Here is a 20813-nt window from a genome sequence, read left to right as displayed (position 1 = left end):
CCCTGGCCCCGCGCGAACGCGTCGATCGGGCCGTCAGCCCCCGAACGGCGGCGGCGCGGCCGGTTCGAAGCGCAGGACCCGGTTGCCGATCATCACCTCGGTGCCCGGCACCAGGATCATCGGCTGGTTGGGATTGAGGCGAATCCAGTCGCGGTAGCCGGGCAGCCGCGTGCGGGTGCCGTTGGTCGAGCCGCGGTCCACCACGGTCACGTCCCAGTTGATCAGCCGAATCTCCGCGTGCGCGCGTGACATTCCGCCGGAGTTGTCCTCGACCTTCAGCGGAATCAGCCCGCGCTGCGCCGCCTCGGAGTGCTCAGGATCGCGGCCGAGCACCGCGTCGGCGGCCAGCATGTAGGTCATACCGTCATCGAGGATGAGCATGCCGAGCGGTGGGCGGACCACCTCGATCAGCGCCTGAGTCTGATCCACCGGCATGCCGCAGACGGTGCAGAACGCCGCGCGCGGATCGCTGGGATGGGCTCGCGCGCACTTGAATCCCATCACCTTCACGGTGAGCGCGGTGGCCTTGGCGGTGGCCTCGAGGCGACGCTGCAGATCGGGATCGGGCAGCGGCGCCGGGTTGGTGCCGCCGATCTGGGTGTCGGCCTCGTGCGGATCGGCCTGGTCGGTCACCGAGTCCAGCATCGAGGTCGACGCCTGCGTCGCCGCGGGTTGCGGTTCGGGTCGGGGCCGCTGACGCGGTTCCGGATCGATGCGGGCGGTCGGCAGCGGCGCGGCGGGTGTGCGGTGGTGCTGCGGCGCTCGCTGCTCGGCGGTCTCCGGCTGCGCGACCGGCGCCGGACGCGAACGGGCACCGTCCGACCAGACGATCGCGCCTCCGGCCTGCGCGATGCCCTCGACCAGCCAGCCGATTCCGCGCTGCTCGGGAATTTCGGGGACCCGGCCCTTGGTGTCGTCGACGAACAGCGCGACACCGAGCGCAGGAACGGACGCGACCCGGTCGACGGTGAACGCCGCGTCGCTGCCCCGGTACCGCTCGACCCTGTCGTCGCCCGCGAGCACCGCGGTCACCGCGCCGTGCAGGAAGATCGCCACCCCGCCGTTCTCCGCGGCGGAGAGAATGCCGAAATCGATCGGCACGCCGGGGCTGATCTGCTCGGCGTGCTTCATGAGCCAGCGCGTCGCCTGCCGCGCGACCAGCGCGCCGGGGCCGTTCGGCTGTTGCTCGACGGCCGCTCTGACCAGTTCCGCAAGCGATTCCAGCGCCATGACGGCCGGCGCGTTCTCGGTCGGCTCGTCCCGGCCCCGATGCGCGACCACCAGCACCGCGCCCGCGACCCGGGCGACGGCGTGATTTCCCGCGACGACCTCGACCTGCCGATCCTTCACCGTTATCGGCCTCCACCGGGGGTCTGGTTCAAGGTCGTCGCCATGTCCCCCAGCGTATTGCAATCGGTGTCTGATCGGTCGCTCTGCCCGGCGTTCGTCGGGTAACTTCAAGGGCAGGTACGGGAGGAACGAGGGGCCTGTCATGGTTCGGACTTCGCGCATCGCGATCTTGGCGGCGTGTGTGGTGGCGGCCGGTGCGTTGACCGGGTGCAGCGGCGTGGCGGGCACCGCGCTACCAGGTGAGCTCGACGTCCGCAAACTCGAAGTGGGCACCTATCCGGTGGACAAGCATGCCTACGACCAGGATTCGGGTGGCGACGGCGCGCTGCTGGAGGGCATGCGCATGTCCGAAGCCGTGGTGCCCACCGTGCGCATCGATCCGTCGCTGAAGTTCGGCCGCGGCAGCACCGTGCTCACCGACACCGAAGCCGCCCTCGACTTCGTCGCCAACGTCTCCAAACCGGTGCTGGACAACCGCAAGATGGTGACCGGGTTCGCCGCGAGCGGTTCCGACAAGGCCGATCCCGCCGGGCAGACCCGCCCCGCCTCCGACGCCACCGCGGTCACCAATGTCGTGTTCCGCTTCCCCGACGAGGCCACCGCCAAGCTCGCCGCCCGCGAACTCGAGGACGCCGACATCGGCGTCTCCGACCAGAACCGCAGGCTCGGATCCACCAAATACCCCGATGCCTATCTGCATTGGCGCCCAGGCGTTCCCAACGTCGGCGCCTTCCTCGCCCACCGCGAGTTCGTCATCTCACTGTTCGTGCAGCGTCCCCGCGCCGACAGCACCGACCTGGTGAACTGGGTGGACAAGACCTTCGCCGCCCAGGTGCCCGCACTGGACAAGTTCCAACCGACCCCGGTCGCCAAGCTCGACACCTTGAAGGTCGATCCGGACGGCCTGCTGGCACGCGTCGCCGTCGCCGACCGCGGCGGCCACTCCCCCGATCCGGACACCTTCGCCATCTACAGCGGCAACCACGGCATCCACTCCTCCGACGACGAAGCCGCCACCCAGCGCCTCATCGAGGAGACGGGCGTCGACAAGATCGCCATCGTCGACGCCAGCTCGGTGACCCGCACCCGCGACAACGACGCCGCCCAGAAACTCGTCACCGGCCTCATCGATACCGTCGGCGACCAATTCGACCCGATCGGCGCCCCCAACGACGTCCCCGGCGCGAAATGCCTGCAGCTCAACAGCAAAGGCGACCCGGAGCGCGAGTACAAGTACCGCTGCTACGTGCCGTACAAGCGCTACGTCGGCGTGGTGACCAGCGACAAGGAGCCCGACGTCCGCCAGAAAGTGGCGGCCCAGTACGCGCTGCTCGCGAACAGTTTGTGAGCACGGCGGCGGACCGGACCCGCCGGACCCGGACGTCGGCACGTCCTTGTGAAAAAGTCCGTCGCCGCGCGCATTCGATCGAAGGGAGAACCGTGCCGCGCCCCGCTTCGGGATTCCGCGCCCTTCCTTTCGCTGCCGCGGCGCTCGTCGTAATCGCCGGTGTGACGTCTGGCTGCGGCGCGCAGACTGTCGAAGGGCGGGGCGTGCCCGGTATGACTCCCGTCGATCCGGCGAGTCTCACAGTCGGACCGTTTCCCTCCGCGCCCGTCGACTACGAGCCGAAGTTGGAAACCAAGGTCGACGTCTTCGCGATCGAATCGCGGCGGTTGTTCAGCTATCTCGTCGCGCCGTACGAAGTCGACAGCGAGATGTCCGCCCTCGACACAACGCGTATTGTCTCCGCCCCGGGTTCGGTGTTCAGCGATTCTCTCGGCGCCCTGCCCGCCCAGTTCGAGCCGATCGCCGAACGCAACCAGCTGATCGCGGGCGTCGTCACCACCCGCTCGAATCAAAAACTGCGGGCCATGCGCAACATGTCGATCGCGTTGCTGCGGTTTCCCTCCGAGGAGGCGGCTCGATCCGCCGCAACGGAATTCGACCGCGCCATGGACGAACTCACACTGAACCGCCACGCCCTCGACATCACGGGTCACCCGGCCGTCCTGGCCTCCACCGCGAACGACCAGAAGGGCTATGTGTTCACCGCCCGCGGACCGATGGTGATCATGAGCATGTCCACGGTCCCGCAGCCCGACCCGACCGCCCTCGCGACACAAATGCGAAAGATGCTCGATCTACAGCTCGAACGGCTGTCCGGGTTCGTGCCGACACCGGTCGACCAGATCCTCGATCTGCCGCTGAACCCGGACGGCGTCATGCGTTTGGCGTTGCCGCCGCTGCCCGCGGGCGGCAGCCCGACCTCACAGCGCGCCCAGCCGGTCGGCGTCTACGACGCTATGGGGCAAGCGCATTTCGAGCCGCGCGGCGCCGAGCTGAAGGCAGCGCTGACGACCGCGGGCGTCGACGTGGTCGCGCGCAACGACGCGACCGTGTACCGCACCCGCGATCTCGACTCGGCGTTCCGCCTCCAGCACGCCCTCACCGATCTCCAGGACGACGAGCAACTCTTCCAGAGCCCGCCTGGCATCACCGACGCCCAGTGTCTGCAGCGCGATGCGGACGCCTTCGACCCGCGCTACGACTACACCTGCGTCTTGGTCCACGGTCGTTACGTCGCGGTCGTCGAAGCCGACGGGCTGCCCGGCGGGCCATTCGATCCGAGCCTGTATCAGCGTGCGGCTGCGCAATATTCGATCCTGTCGCGGGGTGCTTGACCAATGCCCCGTTCCCGCATCGCCTTCGCCTGCCTAACGGCGCTGCTCGCCCTCACCGTCGGCTGCGGCTCCGAGCCCGAGGCGAGCGTCGACACCTCGGCTCTCGATCCAGGCAACTACCCGACCGCACCTCGGGACCTGTCCGCGCTGCGCACCGCGGACAGCGGAGCCGTCCGGGAATCCATCCGACTCGGCAGCCTGGTCCCGCTGCCCATGGATCTCGATAGTCGGCTCGTCTACGGCCGCACCAACTTCGCGGGTCACCACTACACAGCCCGGAATCCACCGTACCGAGGCAGCGGGATCAGCAATCTCGAGAACTTCGGCGAGCGGGTGCCCGGTCTGGTCGCCGGGTGGCACACCGGCGGTTCCCGCCGCGCGAATCGCAACTTCGGACTCGATGTCAGCATCGCGCTGCTGCGATTCGGCACGCCCGAGCAGGCCACCCATGCCATGCACCTGCTCGCGAACAAGGGAATTGAAAAGTATCCGCCCAAGCAGACCCTCGAAATGCCCGGGTACCCCACCGGCCGCACCTATCTCAGCGCCCACGATTCCGTGCAGTCGTGGACCGCCCAGGGCGTATACCTGCTATGGACCTTCGTCTCCGACGGTCTCGCAACCCCACCCGACCCCGCGCCGCTGCTGGCCTTCACCAAGAAGCTCTTCGACCGGCAGTTCGAGCTCTTGCGCGGCTTCACCCCGGCTCCCGTCGGCGAATTCGCCGACACTCCCACAGACGACCTGCTCGCCCGCACTCTCGCCGCCGAACGCCCCGGCACCCTCGACGACGTGACCGGCACCTACACCGTGCCCGCCGCTTTGCATCTGGAAAGCCGCCCGGATCTGGCCCGCCGCGCCTTCGACGACGCGAGGGTCGACCTGGTCGCCTACGCGGGCTCTCGTGTCTACCGTGCGGGCGACCCCGCCGCCGCGGCCCGCCTCACCGCTTTCCTTGCCGCCCAAGCCCCATCGGGCTACGACCCGATAGCCGCCCCTCCCGGCCTCCCCGAGACTCGATGCTTCCGCGAAGACTCGGGTCCACCGCAGAGCGCCCGCATCATCCTGGAACACCGCTGCTACTTCTCCCACGGCCGCTACGTCGCAGAGGTCACGGCGAATCAACCGCAGGACCTCGCGCAGCGGACGAGCGCCCAGTACCTGCTGCTCGCCCACAGTGCAGCGGGTTGACGTAGGATCCGGCAGGAAGTACGCGATCTATGGGGGCGGCAATGCTGTGTGTGAGGACGACGCTGAGTCGTGCGGACTCGGTCCGCGAATCCGAGGGGGAACCATGAGGTTTCGAAGCGGCTTGCTGGCGCTGGTAGCGACGACGACAGTCGCCTGCGCAGGGTGCTCCGCGACTGTTGTCGGCCACCCACTGCCTGGGCTGGCGCCCGTTGACGTATCGACGCTGAACACCGGGGCCCATTCGCCAGAACCTAGTGACTACGAACCTAGTTCGCTCTCTTACAAGACTGACCTGCGGAGGATCGAAGCACAACGCCTGATCAACCACGTCGTGCATCCGTTCGATATCGACAACGAACTTTCCGAGGTCGGCGAAGTCCATTTATTCCACATACCTGAGTACCCATTCATCCGCGAGGTCTTCCCGGAGAGTTATCGGCCCGCCGTAGTCGATAACAACATGCTCGCTGGAGCCTACGTCTCCCGCTCCAACGGAAACGCGCGAGCTCACAAGAAGCTGAATATAGGAGTGCTTCGATTCCCCACCGCGGCCGCGAGCGTCAAGGCGGTCGAGCAGTTCGATCAGGCGACCAACGCGGCTCCGGGACGGCACTCGATTCCTGTCGAGGGCCATCCTCAGGCCAAGGTGTCTTCGGGCGACGACATCACGGCGCTGTCTTTCCTCGCACACGGGACGTACGTGATTCTGGCCAATCCCGGAGTTCCACAGCCGAATAGAGCCGCGCTGTCGAGCGTGCTGAAGAACACCCTCGATCAACAGATCGCCGCATTGGACAACCAAACGCCACCGGCTTGGGACGACATTCTGGACACACCGCTCGATCCGGATGGCATCATGCGACGCGCGCTACCGAAGGCGCCGGATTACAGTGACCCATTCAGCGACGACCAGGACTTCGCCGCCTACCAACCCGCAGGCGAGCTGCATTTCGAGCGCAATCCGGTCGAGCTCGAGAAGGCATTCGAGGAGAGCGGTGTCGACCTGATCGGGCGCCGCGGCGGCGTTGTGTACCGCGCTCGGGACTTGGCCGGCGCGTTTCGCCTCCAGTCCACGCTTGTCCGCATCGGCAAGAACGATGAGGAGCTCGAGCCACCACCGGGTCTACCCGATGCCCGCTGCGTGAAGTTGGACAAGATCGACGAGAACCGAAACTTCGACGAACTCTGCGCCGTCGTGTTCGGCCGCTACGTCGGGGTCGTCGTGGCGAAGTCACGCTTGTCGGGCCGGGTCGACTACACGTTGCATCAGCGGGCCGCCGCGCAGTATGCCGTCCTGGCGAAAAGCGAGTGATACTCATGCGAATTCGGCATGCGCTGTGTGCAATGATCGCAACCACCGTCGCGCTGACGGCCGCGTGCGGCGACAACGACAATCGCCTCGATGAGCCCGCAGTCGACATCTCGAAGCTGGACTCCGGCAACTACCCGACGGCACCTCGTGACGTCAATGCCACCAGGACGGATAAGACGGGTCTCGCCCTCGAGGCGATGCGTATCGGCAACGCGTTTCCGCTGGCATACGACGTGGATCGAAAGTACGCGTACATGCGGTTGATCTATCCAGATCCGCGGCTCAGCTCGGTTCTCAGGGGATACATTCCGCATGTGAGCTCCCTCGAGGAATTCTCGGGCTTGACCGAGGGACTCATCGCGGGATGGGAAACCAACGGCGAGCGTCGGCGAAGTCCGTCGCTCGGTCGTCAGGTTGTCATGAAGGTCATGCGCTTCGGAACCGCTGCGCAGGCCGAGACCGCTGCGCAGCGGATCGCCGATCGGCAAGCAGAGACCACCGCTGGCGAGCGGGTAACGATTCCGGACCACCCGCAAGTCAGGGCGCGATGGTCGGAGAGCAAGAGAACCCTCGACTCCTGGCTAACCCGCGACACACTTCTGCTCTACACACACATCGAAGACCCGGTCACCGAGCCCTCCGAAACGGCGCCGCTGATCGATTTCACCACGCGAGCCTTCAATACCCAACTGGAGATGTTGAAAGGCTATACGCCGACCCCCGTCGATCAACTCGCTTCGTTGCCCATGGACCCGGAAGGACTCCTCGGACGCACACTGCCACTGGAGGACAAGGAGAAGTACGCCAACGGCGAGGATCCGTCCACGGTCGGACCGAAACAGACCGCTCTGCACCGCGAACATCGACCCGATCGCATGAAGGCGGCCTTCGATGACGCCGGGGTCGATCTCGTTGCCAATGCCGCGGGCAGGTTGTATCGGACCGAAAACGCAGCCAGCACGGTGCGGTTGATTGCCGCGCTGATCGACCAAGCCTCCGAGGGGTACAAGTCGATCGACGGCCCGCCCAATCTGCCGAGCGCGAAGTGCTTCGAAGCCAAGAGTCCCAAGATCAGCACTGATCGCTACCCGCCGGTCTGCTACTTCGCCTACGACCGGTACGTCGCGCGGGTACAGGGCAAGAACATCCAAGAACTGCACCAGAAGGCAGCCGCGCAATACAAGCTGCTAGCTCACGATCGCTAGGGAGCAGGAATGAGGTTCAGAACCACGAGATCGCGGCCAGCCCAGGCGATCTGGGCGGTATGCGCAACGGGCTTGCTGGTGTTCGGGTCGGCCGCGTGCTCCGCGAGCATCTCCGGAACCGCCGTGCGCGTCGAGCCGGACAAGTCGACACTCGAAGTCGGCAATTACCCCACCGAGCCGCGCACCATCGGAAACGCCAAGGGCGACAAGCAAGCCAGGGCCCGTGAGTCGCAACGCCTCGCGGATTATGTCGCCCTTCCTTACGAGGCCGACCCCTCGTACGTGGAGGATGCGTGGTTTCTTCGCCCGCACATCGTGCTCAACCGAAAGACACTGGGCAATCTTGTCATCAACGACACGTTCGACGATGTGGCAGAGGACCTTGTCGCCGGTTGGGTCAATTCATGGTCGACCGGTGGCGCTCCAGACGAAAAGCGGCGCACAATGAACATTGCCGTGCTGATGTTCCCCGACGCGGCAACGGCCGCAGCGGTTGGGCCGGCGCTAGAGCACGACGACTTCACCTACAACCATGACAATCAGCCGGTCGAGATTGCCAAATACCCAAATACCCAGGCTCATTGGCGCCCTGGCGTCTCATCGATCGGCTCTTGGACCGTACACGACCGCTATGTCGTCTTCATAAAGCTCGTGGACGACACCGCAGCGCCCGATCTACCGGCGCTGGTCGGACATGTCGAGCGCATGCTCGATGTTCAGATCCCACTGCTCGGCAAGTTCCAGCCCACACCGGCTGCCGAGTTGCCCCGCATTCCGCTCGACCCCCAGGGCCTCCTCGGGCGCACGCTCGCGAGCAATCCCGAGTCGCCGGCAAGAGGCGAGCCCGATGGAACTTACACCGGCCGCGGCATCTTGTCGCTGATGGAGCAGCCCGGCCACAGCCTGCTCACCGAGTTGGAACAGAGTGAAGTCGATCTGGTCGCATTCGGAGATGCCGTCGTGTTTCGCAGCCGAACCAGCAAGTCTTCTGAGAAGTTCTGGGCGCATATGAAGTCGTCGGCAGACCTGAAGCCGGACCAGAAGATCGTCGCCAGCCCGTCCGGGTTGGGAGATCGCGTCGAATGCCTTGCGATCGTTCGTAAAACCGATGGCGTGGAAACCGTCCTCATGAATTTCTGCACGTTCCAGGTGGATCGCTACGTGGTGCAGGCATCCGGGAAGCAGCTGCAAGACCTGCACCAGCGGACCTCGGCACAGTACGCCTTGCTTACCAGCAGGTGACCGACGCCGAGCCCCAACCGGCTCGCGCTGTCCCGCACTGCCGATGAGACTGGGCCTCGCGCGGTGAATCGCGGCAAAGACGATCTCCTCGCGGGCGCGACCTGAGCAGATGTTCGCCGCGGACACCCTCGTCCGACGCCTGATCTGAGTCGTGCACCCGACGGCGGCTTGCTAGATTTTTCTTCGGAAGGCTCGGGGCCCGTGCTTTCGATATCGCTAGGAGGACCGAATGGCGTTGCGACCCGGCGCAATCGTGGGTGGATACCGGGTGATCCAAACTCTCGGCAGTGGGGGGATGGGCACGGTCTACCTGGCCCAGAACCCGATCCTGCCGCGACGCGACGCACTGAAAGTCCTGAGCGCCGAACTCTCGACCGACGCCGAGTTCCGCGCCCGCTTCGAGCGGGAGGCGAATCTAGCTGCGGGGCTTGATCATCCGAATATCGTCGCGGTGTACAACCGCGGTGAGGAAAACGGCCAGCTCTGGATCGCGATGCAGTATGTCGATGGCACCGACGCCGCGGAAGAAGCAAAGAAGGGTCCGTCGATCATGACGCCGCAGCGGGCGCTGCGGATCATCTCCGAGGTCGGCAAGGGACTCGACTACGCGCATCGGCGAGGGTTGCTGCACCGTGACATCAAGCCCGCCAACTTCCTGCTCTCCGCCGCTGATGAGGGCGATGAAGAACGCGTGCTGCTGACCGACTTCGGTGTCGCCAAGTCCGCCGAAGACGGCCAGGATCTAACCGCCACAGGCAACTTCATGGCCACGGTGGCGTATGCCTCTCCTGAGCAGCTGCTAGGCAACCGTCTCGATCACCGCGCCGACATCTACAGTCTCGGCTGCTCCCTGTACCGGCTCCTGACGGGGCAAAACCCGTATCCGTCGACCATGCCGGCGGTTGTCATGATGGGGCATCTCCATGAACAGCCGCCCAAGCTGAGCGCGACTCGCCCTGGGCTGCCCCACGGGCTGGACGCGGTCCTGGAAAAGGCACTGGCGAAGAATCCCAACGCCAGATACAGCACCTGCCGCGAGTTCATCCACGATGCGGAGGCTGCGTTGTACGGCGCGCAGCACTTTCGGGCGCCCGGCCCCGCGCACGACACCGATCCTCGCACGTCTTTTACCCACCAGCCGACGGAACCCCACACGCCTAGCGCCGCCTATCCGACCGCTCCGCACATGTCGGTGGCCAGGTACGAACCGCCGCAGGAGAGCACCGATCAGAGTCGCGTAACGACCCTGCGTAACGGGAACCGGCCGTCACGGGCACGCAAGCTGCTTGCGCCCGCGATTGTCGCGTTGGTGGCCGCCATCGCCGTCGCAGCGGGCACGTATTTCTTCACTCGCCCTTCCGATGCCGGACCCGGCGGCGAGACGCTGGCCGAGGTCCGAAAGAACTATCCGCAATTCGACGGCAAGACAGTCACTGCATTGAATTTCGGCAACGCAACGCTCTCGGCGATCTTGAATCCGAGTGATCAGGCGGAGTTCCTGCAGGACATCGGTTTCCGGTACAGCAACAAGTACAAAGCCGTTGGTGAGGAGAAGTCACCGCGTCCATTGTCGGTGAGCGGCACACTGTCCGACCTGGATTCCGAAGTGGTGATCGTTCTGCGCAGTGACAGCGAAGCCGGAAACGGTGGCTTGCGCGGACTTCCGAGCAGTCTGCTCAACAGTGCGGCGAAAATCGTCGTGGTGGACGACCTGTCGACTGTGCAAGCGTTCCAGGTGTGGACCGACCAGTCCCCCGGCCGACTCGCGGAGAAGATGGTGCCCGTCATCGCAAAGGTAGTGAAATAGGCCTACCACCAGGCGTGCAAGCTTCACGGACGCTCCGCAGTGTCGCTAACGCTGTAGCGTTCCAAGGCGCCATTCGGTAGGGTATGCGAAGCCAGCCCACTCGCCAGTTCAAGTGGTCGCGAGCAGGGGGAAGGAGGGGAGCGTAGCGCTGGCAGCGACCGACGTGGAGACACCGCGGTCCGAGATGTCCGGGGGATCTCATCCAGGCCCGCCAGTCCACGGTGTAGCCAGTCGACAACGCGCAAGACGGCAAGACGCGACGGAATCCATCGAATTTTTCGTCATTCGATGGAACCGATCGAGCCGAAGACGCGTCCAACCATATGAACGAGGTCAGCTGACTGTTGCGACGTTGACCGTGAGCAGAAGCAGGAGCGAATCGCAATGTCTGAAGCAGGGAATTCCACGAACTTCAGTGCTGATACCGAGGGCATCAATGCGAAGGCGAAGCAGTTCCAGGAGCAGCATGACCGGCTCATGCAGGCCATCCGGCAGCTGAAGTCGGATGAAGACAATGTCACCAACGGCGCCAACTGGCAGGGAGCGGCCCGCGACGCGTTCAACGCGTTCATGGAGCGGTACTACTTCCAGGCCGACAAGATGAACGACAAGCTGATGGAAACCTCTGAGAAGCTCTTCAAGATGTCCAGTCAGTTCTCGGAACACGACCAGGATCACGCCGCCAAGGTGCAGGCACAGGTCTCGAGCCTCGACCTTCCTGCCGTCTAACCCAGAATCCCGCACAGAAGGAGCTTCAAACATGAGCAAGCCGATTTCCGCCAATTTCGCCGGCGTCGACGAGGGCGCGAAGCAGATCGTCCGTCGCGCCGAGGACATCGGGGATGAGCTGCAGCGGTTCCACTCGGAGATCAAAGCGTTCTTCATGGAGCAGGGCGGTCAGGCCCGCAACGCCGTCCTCGAGTTCCAGGGGGTCTGGAACCAGCATGTCGGCCAGCTGAACGACACGCTTCGCGGCGCGGGCCAGCTCGTCAGTACGGGCAATGCTGAGCTGCAGGGCACCGACGTCGCGCTCGCCAACCTCTTCTGAGTTCGACTGGATCGACTCGAACGATTCGGGCCCCCAGCGTTTCGCTGGGGGCCCGAATCAGTTTGTGCCGAGCAGGTTCCCGCTTATGGAATCACGTGCACCGTCGACGCGAAATTCTCGCACGTGGGCTCGAAACCGCTCCACGTGTTGCCCACGTACTGACAGCCGATGCTGACCTGGATTCCGTGTTCCACCAGCACATGCCATTGGACCGTGGAGCCTTCCGGGCGTTCCACGTAGGAGAGGCCGGAGCGGCCGCCGAAGACGACGTCGCTGCGGAGGTCGCCGATGGACGGCTTCGTTCTCATCTGGGCTTCGAGATTGGCGGCGATCTGTTCGTAGCCTGCGTTGGGGGCGACCGGGGTCTGGACGAGGGTCATGCGCAGGCGCGCGCCGTCTTGTGGAGACAGGTCGACGCGACCGCCACTCTGAGCGGAAGGCGGAGCGAGGCGCCAGCCCTCCGGAACCTGGAAACGGATGCGGCCCAAGGTTTCCTGTGCCCCAGGTGCACCCGTCGGGTGCGGCGGGCGGACAGGGGCAGCAGTGGTCGTCGCTGCGGCCGCTGTGGTGGAGGTCGGGGCTGCGGTCGTGGCCTCGTCGGAACCGCCCGCCACGACGACACCACCGACGACGGCAGCGATCACCGCGACCGCGGCAACGCCCGCGAGGACGTACTTGGCGATAGGGCGGTCCGGGGCCTGGGCGGCGGCGCGTTCGCGCAGCGGCTGGAGCCATTCGTTGGTAGGCAGGGCGGGGGCCGCTTCGGGCCGGTACTCCGGTTCCTGATGTGTCCCGCGGACCAGTTCAGCCCCGGAGATCGGACGCAGCTCGGCGTCTGCACCGCAGGACTGCTGCACCGCGGCGCCGATGAGGTCGAGCTTGGCCGGATCGGAAACACCCACGGCCTGAATCACATCCGCAGGCCTGCCGTCGAGCAGACGGGTGATCAGGGCGGTCAGCAGGTCGAACGCTCGCTGGTCGAGACCGAGGTCGGCCAGGGCGAGATTCGGTTCGTATTCGCAGGCTTCGACGTGGACGCCGAGATGGCTGCGCGTCACCGCGGTGGCGGCGGTGGTGGTGGCGCCGAATTCCAGCACGATGGTGCGGCGGCTGCGCGATGTGCGCTCGTCGGCGGCCACCGCGCGCGCGGCCATGTCCTCGAATGCCACGTCGTGCGCGAACCGGCGGGCGGCGGCGTCCAGCACGGCGCGCCGCGGGCCGCCCCACTGCGTCGGGCAGACGAGGGTGATGCGTTCACACGGCACGGCGACGCCGAGGTTCTGCAACGCCGTGCCGAAGACCGCGGTCAACGCCTCCGACACCGCCGGGACGCGCGGCAGTAGCGCGATCCGGTCCGCGGGTACGAATTGGACGGCGGAGCTGACCTGGGTCGGCGGGTTCAACGACTCCCCGATGACCAGATTTCCGTTGCTGCCCAACACGACCGAGGGCGGCGCGTCCCAGTGCGTGGCTGGGCCGCGCGCCCAGATACGGGTGTCCGTCAGGACAAGGTCGACCGTCGACATCACTCGGCCGCCGGCATCCATGCCAGCTGGATCAGCTCCTGCGCGTTACGGGTGATGTACGTGCCGCGGCCGGTCGGCAGCGGGCTCGGCCGCACCGTGCCCATCAGCACGCCCTCGTCCTTCGGGCAGCTCATGATCAGACCTGCCGAGCCGAGGTCCTTCATTCGCGCCATGGTGGCCTCGTACATGGCCCGGCTGGCGCCACCCGCGCGACGAGCCACGATCAGGTGGAAGCCGAGATCGCGGGCGTGCGGCAGGTGTTCGACGAGGGCCGAGACCGGGTTGCCCATGGAGGTGGCGACCAGGTCGTAGTCGTCGACGATGACAAACAGCTCCGGTCCGCTCCACCAGGACCTCTCGCGCAGCTGCTGCGGCGTGACGTCCGGGCCGGGCGTTCGCTGGGCGACGTATGCGGCTAGGTCGGTCATGTTCTGCGTAAACTGCGGTGCGGTGGAACCATATCCGGCGAGATAGCCGTCGGGCACCAGGCCGAGCATGGTGCGCCGGTAGTCGCCGAGGATGAAGCGGGCCTCGTTCGGCGAGTTGGCGGCGGCGATGCCCTCGATGATCGAGCGCAGCAGCGTCGTCTTGCCCGACTCGGTGTCACCGATGATGACGAAGTGCGGGCTCTCGTTGAAGTCGATGTAGACCGGCGCGAGCTCGGATTCGTTGATGCCAAGCGGGATTCGCATGTTCTTGACACCCACGGTGAGCTGTGAGGGCCAATTCCCGGCCAGGTGCAGCAGCTGTTCGCGGGGCAGCACCTCGGGCAGCATGCGCGCGGCGGGCGCGTGCCTGCCCGGGGTCAGGCGCGCGATGGTCGCGACGGCGTCGGCAACGGCCTGGCCGAGGGTGGTCGGGTCGGCGCTGCCGTCGATGCGCGGCAGACCGGTCAGCATGTGCAGGCAGTCCGGCGTCATACCGCGGCCGGGGCGGCCCATCGGGACCAGCGCCGCGAACTTGCGGCCGAGGTCGGAGTCCATCGGGTCACCGAGCCGCAGCTCGATGCGGGTGCCGATCTGGTCTTTGAGCGCGGGACGGGCCTCGGCCCAGCGGGCCAGCGCGATGACGACGTGCACGCCGTACGAAAGGCCTTGCACCGCAAGGTTCATGATCGGCTGCTCGAGCGGATCGAAATCCTGGCGGATCGAGCCGAAGCCGTCGATCACCAGGAAGACGTCGCCGAACGGGTCCTCGTGCGCGCCCGCAGCGCCCGGGCTGCTGGACGGATCCATCGACCGCAGGCGGCGGAACTCCGCCATCGACTCGATGCCGAGCTGACGGAAGCGGGCCTCGCGCTGGCGGACGATGGTGGTCATCTCGGCGATGGTGCGGCGGACCTTGTCCTCTTCCAGACGGCTGGCCACCGAGCCGACGTGCGGCAGGCCCTCCAGGCTGGCCAAGGTACCGCCACCGAAATCGAGGCAGTAGAACTGCACCTGCTCGGCGGTGTGCGTCATCGACATCGCCATGATCATGGTGCGCAGCGCGGTCGACTTGCCGGACTGCGGACCGCCGACCACCGCGACGTTGCCTCGCGAACCGGAGAGGTCCACGACCAAGGGATCGCGACGCTGGTCGTAGGGGCGGTCGACGATGCCGATCGGCGCGCGCAGCGTCGCGACGGCCGAGTATTCGCCGGTGAGGATCGAGCGCGGGATGAGCTGATCCAGGGTGGACGCCTCGTCCAGCGGCGGCAACCAGATCTCGTGCGCCGGACGGCCGTACCCGCGGATGCGCGAGACGAGCATGTTGACGTTCGAGATCTGCTCGCCCTCTTCGGTGCGATGCTCCTCCGGCTCGTGGCTCGCCTGGGAGGGCAGCGGCACCCGGTCGATGGCACGGAAGTCCACGTGGTGGGCGGTGAAAGGCCTTGCCTTCACGTCGATCTCGCCGCCCGCGACACCGGCCTGGGTGACCTCGCGCTGCGAGCCGCCGCCGACGTACGCGCCGGAGACGTAGGACGCCTGGAACCGCTGGATCTCGCCGGAGTCGGACTTGAGGTAGCCGCCACCGGGGCTGTTGGGCAGGTTGTAGGCGTCGGGTACGCCGAGCACCTGGCGGGATTCGTTGGCGGAGAACGTCTTCAGACCGATCCGATAGGACAGGTGGCTCTCCAGGCCCTTCAGCTTGCCCTCTTCCAGCCGCTGCGAGGCGAGCAGCAGGTGCACATGCAGCGAGCGGCCGAGGCGGCCGATCATCACGAACAGCTCGGCGAAATCCGGGTGCTGGGTGAGCAGTTCGGAGAACTCGTCGAGCACCACGAACAGCGCGGGCAGCGGGTCGAGATCGGCGCCCGCCGCGCGGGCCTTCTCGTACTCGGAAACGTTGGCGAAGTTGCCCGCCTGGCGTAGCACTTCCTGGCGGCGGTTCATCTCACCGGCCAGCGCGTCCTTCATACGGTCGACGAGGTCGGCCTCTTCCTCGAGGTTGGTGATGACGGCCGCGACGTGCGGCACGCCGTCCAGACCGAGGAACGTCGCACCACCCTTGAAGTCGACCAGGACCAGGTTGAGCTGGTCGGGCGAGTGGGTCGCGAGCAGGCTCAGCACCAGGGTGCGCAGGAACTCGGACTTACCGGAACCGGTGGCGCCGATGCACAGACCGTGCGGGCCCATGCCGTTCTCGGCGGCTTCCTTGATGTCGAGCTCGATGGGCAGACCCGCGGCGTCGACACCGAACGCGACGCGCAGCCGCTCCCGGCCGTAGCGCGGGCGCCACGCGCTCTCGGGGTTGAACGAGCCGATGTCACCGAGGTTCATCAGCTGCGCCCACGTCGAGATGACCTCGGCGTCCTCGGTTTCCACGTCGCTGCTGCGCTGGGTGGCGGCGCGGTACGGCGCGAGCCTGCGCGCGGCCTGCTGCGCTTGGTGCGCGCTGACCCGGTCGATGAGCGCAAACCGCTCCTGGTTGCCGGTGGCGCCACGACCGACGCACTCGCCGTTCTCGACGATCATCTTGATGCCGCGCGAAACCGCCAGCCGCGGTGCGTATCCGCACAGGTCGATAATGGTGACGCCCTCGTAGCCGGATTCGCGCAGGTGGTCGTCCTCGGCCTCGAGCAGACCGCCGTCGACCACGAGAATGACTTGCACGAGACCGGCATTCGCCGGCTGGTTACGCGAGTAGCGGACGCGGTTGGCCAGCAGCGGATGCAGGCCGGCGGTGGCCTCCCGGATCGATCCGAAGAACATGCGCTGGGTGCCGATGCCGTCCTGGGCGTCGGGGTGCTGGGTGTGCGGCAGCCACTTGGTCCACTCCCACTCGGGTGCGGTGTCCGGACCGCAGACGACCGCGACGAGTACCTGGTCCGGGCCCTGGAACATGCACAGCTGCAACAACATCGCGCGCACCATGTCGCGCGCCTCGGCCCGATCGCCGTCCAGCGCGATCGTCGCGAAGCCCTTCACCGCGATCGCGGTCGGCAGGTCGGGCACCGTCGAGTGGGCGCGCACGAAACGGCGCAGCGACACCGCCGCGATCGGTTCCAGTTCCTCGACCGGGCCGGTCTCCGGCGCGACGAGCCGTGTGGCGAGGCGCTGCCCGCCGATGCCGATGCGGGCGTGGCAGAAGTCCTTGTCCCCCGCGCGGCGCTCCCACATGCGGCTGGTACCCGCGAGCATCCAGATCAGCCCGGGCTCAGGGTGGCTCCATTCCACCGAGGCGCGTTGCTGTTTGGCGGTGTCGTCGACGTCCTTGCGCACCTGGTCCAGGTATCGCAGGTAGTCCTTGCGGTCCTCGTTGGCCTCGGCGGCCTTCTGGCCCTTGCCGCCGCCCTGGCCCGCGAACATGCCGACCATGGAGAACAGCATCATGACCGGGAACATCATGCTCATCGGGTTCGACGCGATGCCGCCGCCCTGCGTGAACATCAGCGCCATCATGCCGACCATGCCGATGACCATGACGACGGGCATCAGCTTCATCAGCAGATTTCCCGGTGTCACCCTTGGGATCTCGGGCGGCGGCTGCAGGGTGACCTCGCCACCCGGCGTACGCGGCATCTCCCGACGAGCACGGCGCTGGAACCGGACGGTGCTCATGCGCGCGCCTCGCTCGGCTCCGCCATACGCGATGCGCACAGGCACATGACTAGCTCACTGCGTTCGCTCATGGCTGCGCCTCGCTAACGCTCGGCTCCGGCATGCGCGATGCGCGCTGGCACATGAATCGCTCACTGCGTTCGCTCATCGTACGAGAATTCCCCCTCTTCACATGCTGCGACTTCGGGCTCAGTGTAGAGGCCACCGCCGACATGTCGTACAGTTCGACCTGCATTCTGCTGCCCCGACGCCAGGGTCGCAAGCTCGCCCCCCAGCGCGACGGGTCAGCGGAAAATCGAGGTAGAACACCAGGTTGGGGGAAGTTTGACGCACGCGCGACTTGACCATATCGACGAAGACTCCTCGCGCGGTATCGTCCGTGCGCCGGACCTGGCTCGGGTGACGATCCTGGCCAAGCACACCCAGGTGGACATGGCGATTCCGGTCGACGTGCCGGTCGCGCTGGTCATCCCGAGCGTCGTCGACATGGTCGCCCAGCACAGCCGTACCAACGACTTCGACAACGACGGCGAGCGCTTCGAGCCCGCCGAGTGGGTGCTGGCCAGAATCGGCCACCCGCCGTTCTCCAACTCGCTCAGCCTCGGCGAGCACGGCGTGCGCGACGGCGAACTCCTGATGCTGGAAAGCGCTTCGCACACCGCGCCGACGCCGCTGTTCGACGACATCATGTACAACGTCGCGATCGCGGACACCGACCACTACCGCAGCTGGACCCCAAAGGTCGCGCGGATCACCGGCTCCATCCTGGCCGCGCTGACGATGATCGTCGGCTGCCTCGGACTGTTGCTCGCGCCGGACGAGCTACCGGAGTGGGTGAGCGGTTCGATCGCGCTGGCGGTGGCGATCCTGCTCGTCGTCGCGGGCATGGTGCTGAGCCGGATGTACGGCGACACCGCGACCGCGCTCGTCCTCGGCGGCTGCGCGCTTCCCGCCGCGTTGACGGCCGGAATGCTCTATGTGCCCGATCATTACGGCTGGGCGCACATCCTTCTCGGATCGGTTCTGGTGGGGGCCACCGCGATCCTGGCGTGGCGCGTCACCGGCGTCGGTCTCGCGCTGTTCATCGGCGCGGCCACGCTCGCGGTGTACGCGGTGCCCGCCGCCCTGGTCGGGCTGCTCACCGATCAGCCGCTGAAGGCCATCGGCGCGGTGGCCGCGGCGCTCGGCCTCGCGGGTCTTTCGCTGTCGCCGCGGGTTTCGATGCTGCTGGCCAAGCTGCCGCTGCCGCCGGTGCCTTCGCCGGGCACCCCGATCGACCCCACCGAAGACGACCCTGACGACCACCGCGCGCTGCCCACCATGGAGGCGCTGCGGGTGAAGTCGGAACGGGCCCGGATGTACCTTGCGGGTCTGGTCTCCGCCACCACGCTGGTCACCGTCGCGGGCGCGCTCGCCGCCACCGATCCCGAGTCAGGCGACCCGTACTGGCAGGGCATCGCGCTGGCGCTGGTCTGCGCGGCGGTGCTGATGTTCCGCAGCCGCACCTACGCGGGCGCCGAACAGGCCGTCGTGCTGATCGCCGGTGGCGCATCGATCGTGCTGATCATGTTGGTCGGCGCCGGTTTCGCGATGGACATGCCGCTGGCCGTCTTCGGTGCCGCAATGCTGATTCTGGTGGCGGCGCTGATTCTCGGCATCATCATCCCGAACCAGACGGCGACGCCGCCGATGCGGCGCGGCGTCGAGCTGCTCGAGTACGCGTTCGTCGCGGCGGTGCTGCCGCTGGTGTTCTGGGTGGCCTCGCTCTACTCGCTCGTCCGCGGGCTGTGAACGCGAGTCCCCGAGTGCTCATCGTCGCGGTGGCACTCGGCTTGAGCGCATCGATCGGTCTCGGACAAGGCACCGCTTACGCCGATCGACCGCCTCCGATCAATCCTGCTCTGCTCCCACCTGGCGACCCCGCCGTCCCGCCGGAGAAGACCGAGCAGAAGGCGAACAACCCGTGCGTCAGTACGCAATCGGGTGGGGACGGTCCTCTCATCCCGCTGCCGCAGCGTTCGCTCGACTTGCCCCGCGCCTGGGAATTCTCCCGCGGCTCAGGTCAAGTCGTCGCCGTCATCGACACCGGTGTCGCGCGACACCCCCGCCTTCCTGGCCTCGAACCGGGTGGTGACTACGTCGCCGAAGGCGGCGACGGCACCAGCGATTGCGATGCCCACGGCACTGCGGTGGCCGGCATCATCGCGGCCGAACAGATCGACGGTCAAGGATTCTCCGGCGTAGCCCCCGACGCGCGAATCCTGTCGATCAGGCAAACCAGCAAACTGTTCCAGGTCGCTGGTCGATCGCAAGAGCAGCGTCCGGAGGATCCGCCGGAGGGGTACGGCCGCATCGAAGCGCTGGCCTCGGCTGTGCGGCGCGCGGCGGATATGGGGGCAACGGTCATCAATATCTCGCTTGTCGCTTGCGTGGCAGGCTCGACGAGTCCGAACGACGGCCCCCTCGGCGCGGCGCTTCAGTACGCCGCGATCGAGCGAGATGTCGTGGTAGTAGTTGCCGCCGGGAACAAAGAAGACAAATGTCAAGCAGGGAACCCTGACGTGAACCCGCTCGACCCGGGGGGTGATCTCTGGCAAAAGCTGTCCACCAATGTGACACCCGCGCGGTTCGACGATTATGTGCTCGCGGTGGGTTCCATCGACCAGAATGGTCAGCCTTCACAGTTCACGGTGCCGGGCCCGTGGGTCGACATCGCCGCGCCGGGCGAGAACATCGTCTCACTGGACACGAACAGCAATGGCACCGCCAATGGGACGATCGGAAAGCAGAATCAGCCGAGCCCCATGCAAGGTACGAGCTTCGCGGCGCCGTACGTCTCGGGGGTTGCCGCACTCGTGCGCGCTCGCTTTCCCGAGTTGTCGGCCCTCGAGGTGATCAAACGTCTGCAGGCGACGGCCCACGCGCCCGCCGAGGGTTGGAACCCTTTCCTCGGGTACGGCGCGGTCGACCCGATCGCGGCATTGACGAATGCGGTGCCGAACCAGCTCCCTCCCAAGCGGCCGAGTCCCGCTCAGAACCAGCAGCTGGCGGTGCCCGCGCCGCCACCGCCGCCGGATAATCGAGCACGCGATGTCGCGCTGATCGGCTCCGGCACGATCGCCGGCCTACTACTCCTCGGCTATCTCGCGTCATTTCCGATAAGGCGACGGTTCGGTGTTGCCTCCGACGATCTATGAGGTCGCGGTGAAGATCGACTTTCCGCAGCGAAAGTCGACCGGCATCGAGTGACAACGCAGGTGGGGCTCGAACATCCCGCGGATGCTCGAGCCCCACCTGTCAGTCGATCCGGTACCGCTTCAGATGTTCCCGGACTTGATCACCGCCCGCCGCGCCCCACGCGTCGCGTAGTGTCTGCGAAAGTTCGCGCCCGAAGGCGCGGCGGACCT

14 protein-coding genes are annotated in these 20813 nt (G+C 66.5%); 11 read left to right on the top strand and 3 right to left on the bottom strand.

Translation table 11 applies throughout. The features are described 5' to 3' along the window. Nucleotides 1–33 precede the first annotated feature (33 nt). The gene (locus tag AC3ERS_RS05685; RefSeq protein WP_431964177.1) at nucleotides 34–1350 is read right to left on the bottom strand and encodes an FHA domain-containing protein; all 1317 of its coding nucleotides are present in this window, start codon (nucleotides 1348–1350) and stop codon (nucleotides 34–36) included. A 142-nt stretch (nucleotides 1351–1492) separates the two neighbouring features. Between AC3ERS_RS05685 and AC3ERS_RS05680 the strand changes: the two genes are divergently transcribed. The 9 genes from AC3ERS_RS05680 to AC3ERS_RS05640 all read left to right on the top strand — a co-directional run bounded on the left by AC3ERS_RS05680 (nucleotide 1493) and on the right by AC3ERS_RS05640 (nucleotide 11837). Further along, nucleotides 1493–2698, top strand: a complete 1206-nt coding sequence (locus tag AC3ERS_RS05680) for a DUF7373 family lipoprotein (protein ID WP_431964175.1) — start codon at nucleotides 1493–1495, stop codon at nucleotides 2696–2698. 212 nt (nucleotides 2699–2910) lie between these two features. Continuing rightward, nucleotides 2911–4032 (top strand): DUF7373 family lipoprotein, encoded by a 1122-nt coding sequence (locus AC3ERS_RS05675; RefSeq protein ID WP_431964535.1) that lies wholly within the window; start codon nucleotides 2911–2913, stop codon nucleotides 4030–4032. Between the two features lie 3 nt (nucleotides 4033–4035). Beyond that, nucleotides 4036–5223 carry a DUF7373 family lipoprotein gene (locus AC3ERS_RS05670; protein WP_431964173.1) on the top strand — a complete coding sequence of 396 codons (1188 nt, stop codon included), beginning with the start codon at nucleotides 4036–4038 and terminating at the stop codon, nucleotides 5221–5223. 103 nt (nucleotides 5224–5326) lie between these two features. Continuing rightward, entirely contained in the window at nucleotides 5327–6535 is a 1209-nt protein-coding gene (locus AC3ERS_RS05665) for a DUF7373 family lipoprotein (protein ID WP_431964171.1), read from the top strand. A gap of 32 nt (nucleotides 6536–6567) precedes the next feature. Beyond that, the gene (locus AC3ERS_RS05660; RefSeq protein ID WP_431964169.1) at nucleotides 6568–7740 is read left to right on the top strand and encodes a DUF7373 family lipoprotein; all 1173 of its coding nucleotides are present in this window, start codon (nucleotides 6568–6570) and stop codon (nucleotides 7738–7740) included. Nucleotides 7741–7749: 9 nt separating this feature from the next. Beyond that, nucleotides 7750–8982, top strand: coding sequence for a DUF7373 family lipoprotein (locus tag AC3ERS_RS05655; RefSeq protein ID WP_431964167.1), 1233 nt, complete (start codon nucleotides 7750–7752; stop codon nucleotides 8980–8982). Between the two features lie 229 nt (nucleotides 8983–9211). Then, nucleotides 9212–10789, top strand: coding sequence for a serine/threonine-protein kinase (locus AC3ERS_RS05650; protein ID WP_431964165.1), 1578 nt, complete (start codon nucleotides 9212–9214; stop codon nucleotides 10787–10789). Nucleotides 10790–11173: 384 nt separating this feature from the next. Next, on the top strand, nucleotides 11174–11518 hold the full coding sequence (locus tag AC3ERS_RS05645; protein ID WP_431964163.1) for a WXG100 family type VII secretion target: 345 nt from the start codon (nucleotides 11174–11176) through the stop codon (nucleotides 11516–11518). A 31-nt stretch (nucleotides 11519–11549) separates the two neighbouring features. Next, on the top strand, nucleotides 11550–11837 hold the full coding sequence (locus AC3ERS_RS05640; RefSeq protein ID WP_431964161.1) for a WXG100 family type VII secretion target: 288 nt from the start codon (nucleotides 11550–11552) through the stop codon (nucleotides 11835–11837). Between the two features lie 83 nt (nucleotides 11838–11920). Here the strand turns inward: AC3ERS_RS05640 and AC3ERS_RS05635 are convergent, their stop codons facing one another. Both AC3ERS_RS05635 and eccCa read right to left on the bottom strand, forming a co-directional pair. Next, complete coding sequence (locus tag AC3ERS_RS05635; protein ID WP_431964159.1) at nucleotides 11921–13384, bottom strand: type VII secretion-associated protein; 1464 nt, start codon at nucleotides 13382–13384, stop codon at nucleotides 11921–11923. Further along, nucleotides 13363–17406, bottom strand: coding sequence for a type VII secretion protein EccCa (eccCa, locus tag AC3ERS_RS05630; protein ID WP_431964157.1), 4044 nt, complete (start codon nucleotides 17404–17406; stop codon nucleotides 13363–13365). Before eccCa ends, AC3ERS_RS05635 begins: the two co-directional genes overlap by 22 nt. Before the next feature lie 324 nt (nucleotides 17407–17730). Here eccCa and eccD point away from each other — a divergent pair, with 324 nt between their 5' ends. Beyond that, on the top strand, nucleotides 17731–19197 hold the full coding sequence (eccD, locus tag AC3ERS_RS05625) for a type VII secretion integral membrane protein EccD (RefSeq protein WP_431964155.1): 1467 nt from the start codon (nucleotides 17731–17733) through the stop codon (nucleotides 19195–19197). Nucleotides 19198–19211: 14 nt separating this feature from the next. Continuing rightward, nucleotides 19212–20603: a type VII secretion-associated serine protease mycosin gene (gene mycP / locus AC3ERS_RS05620; protein ID WP_431964153.1), complete on the top strand. Its 1392-nt coding sequence runs from the start codon at nucleotides 19212–19214 to the stop codon at nucleotides 20601–20603. The last annotated feature ends 210 nt before the right edge of the window (nucleotides 20604–20813 follow it).

The organism is Nocardia sp. bgisy134, from assembly GCF_057708325.1.
The sequence above is the reverse complement of the archived record's forward strand: the minus strand, read 5'-3'. Positions and strand labels throughout refer to the sequence as shown.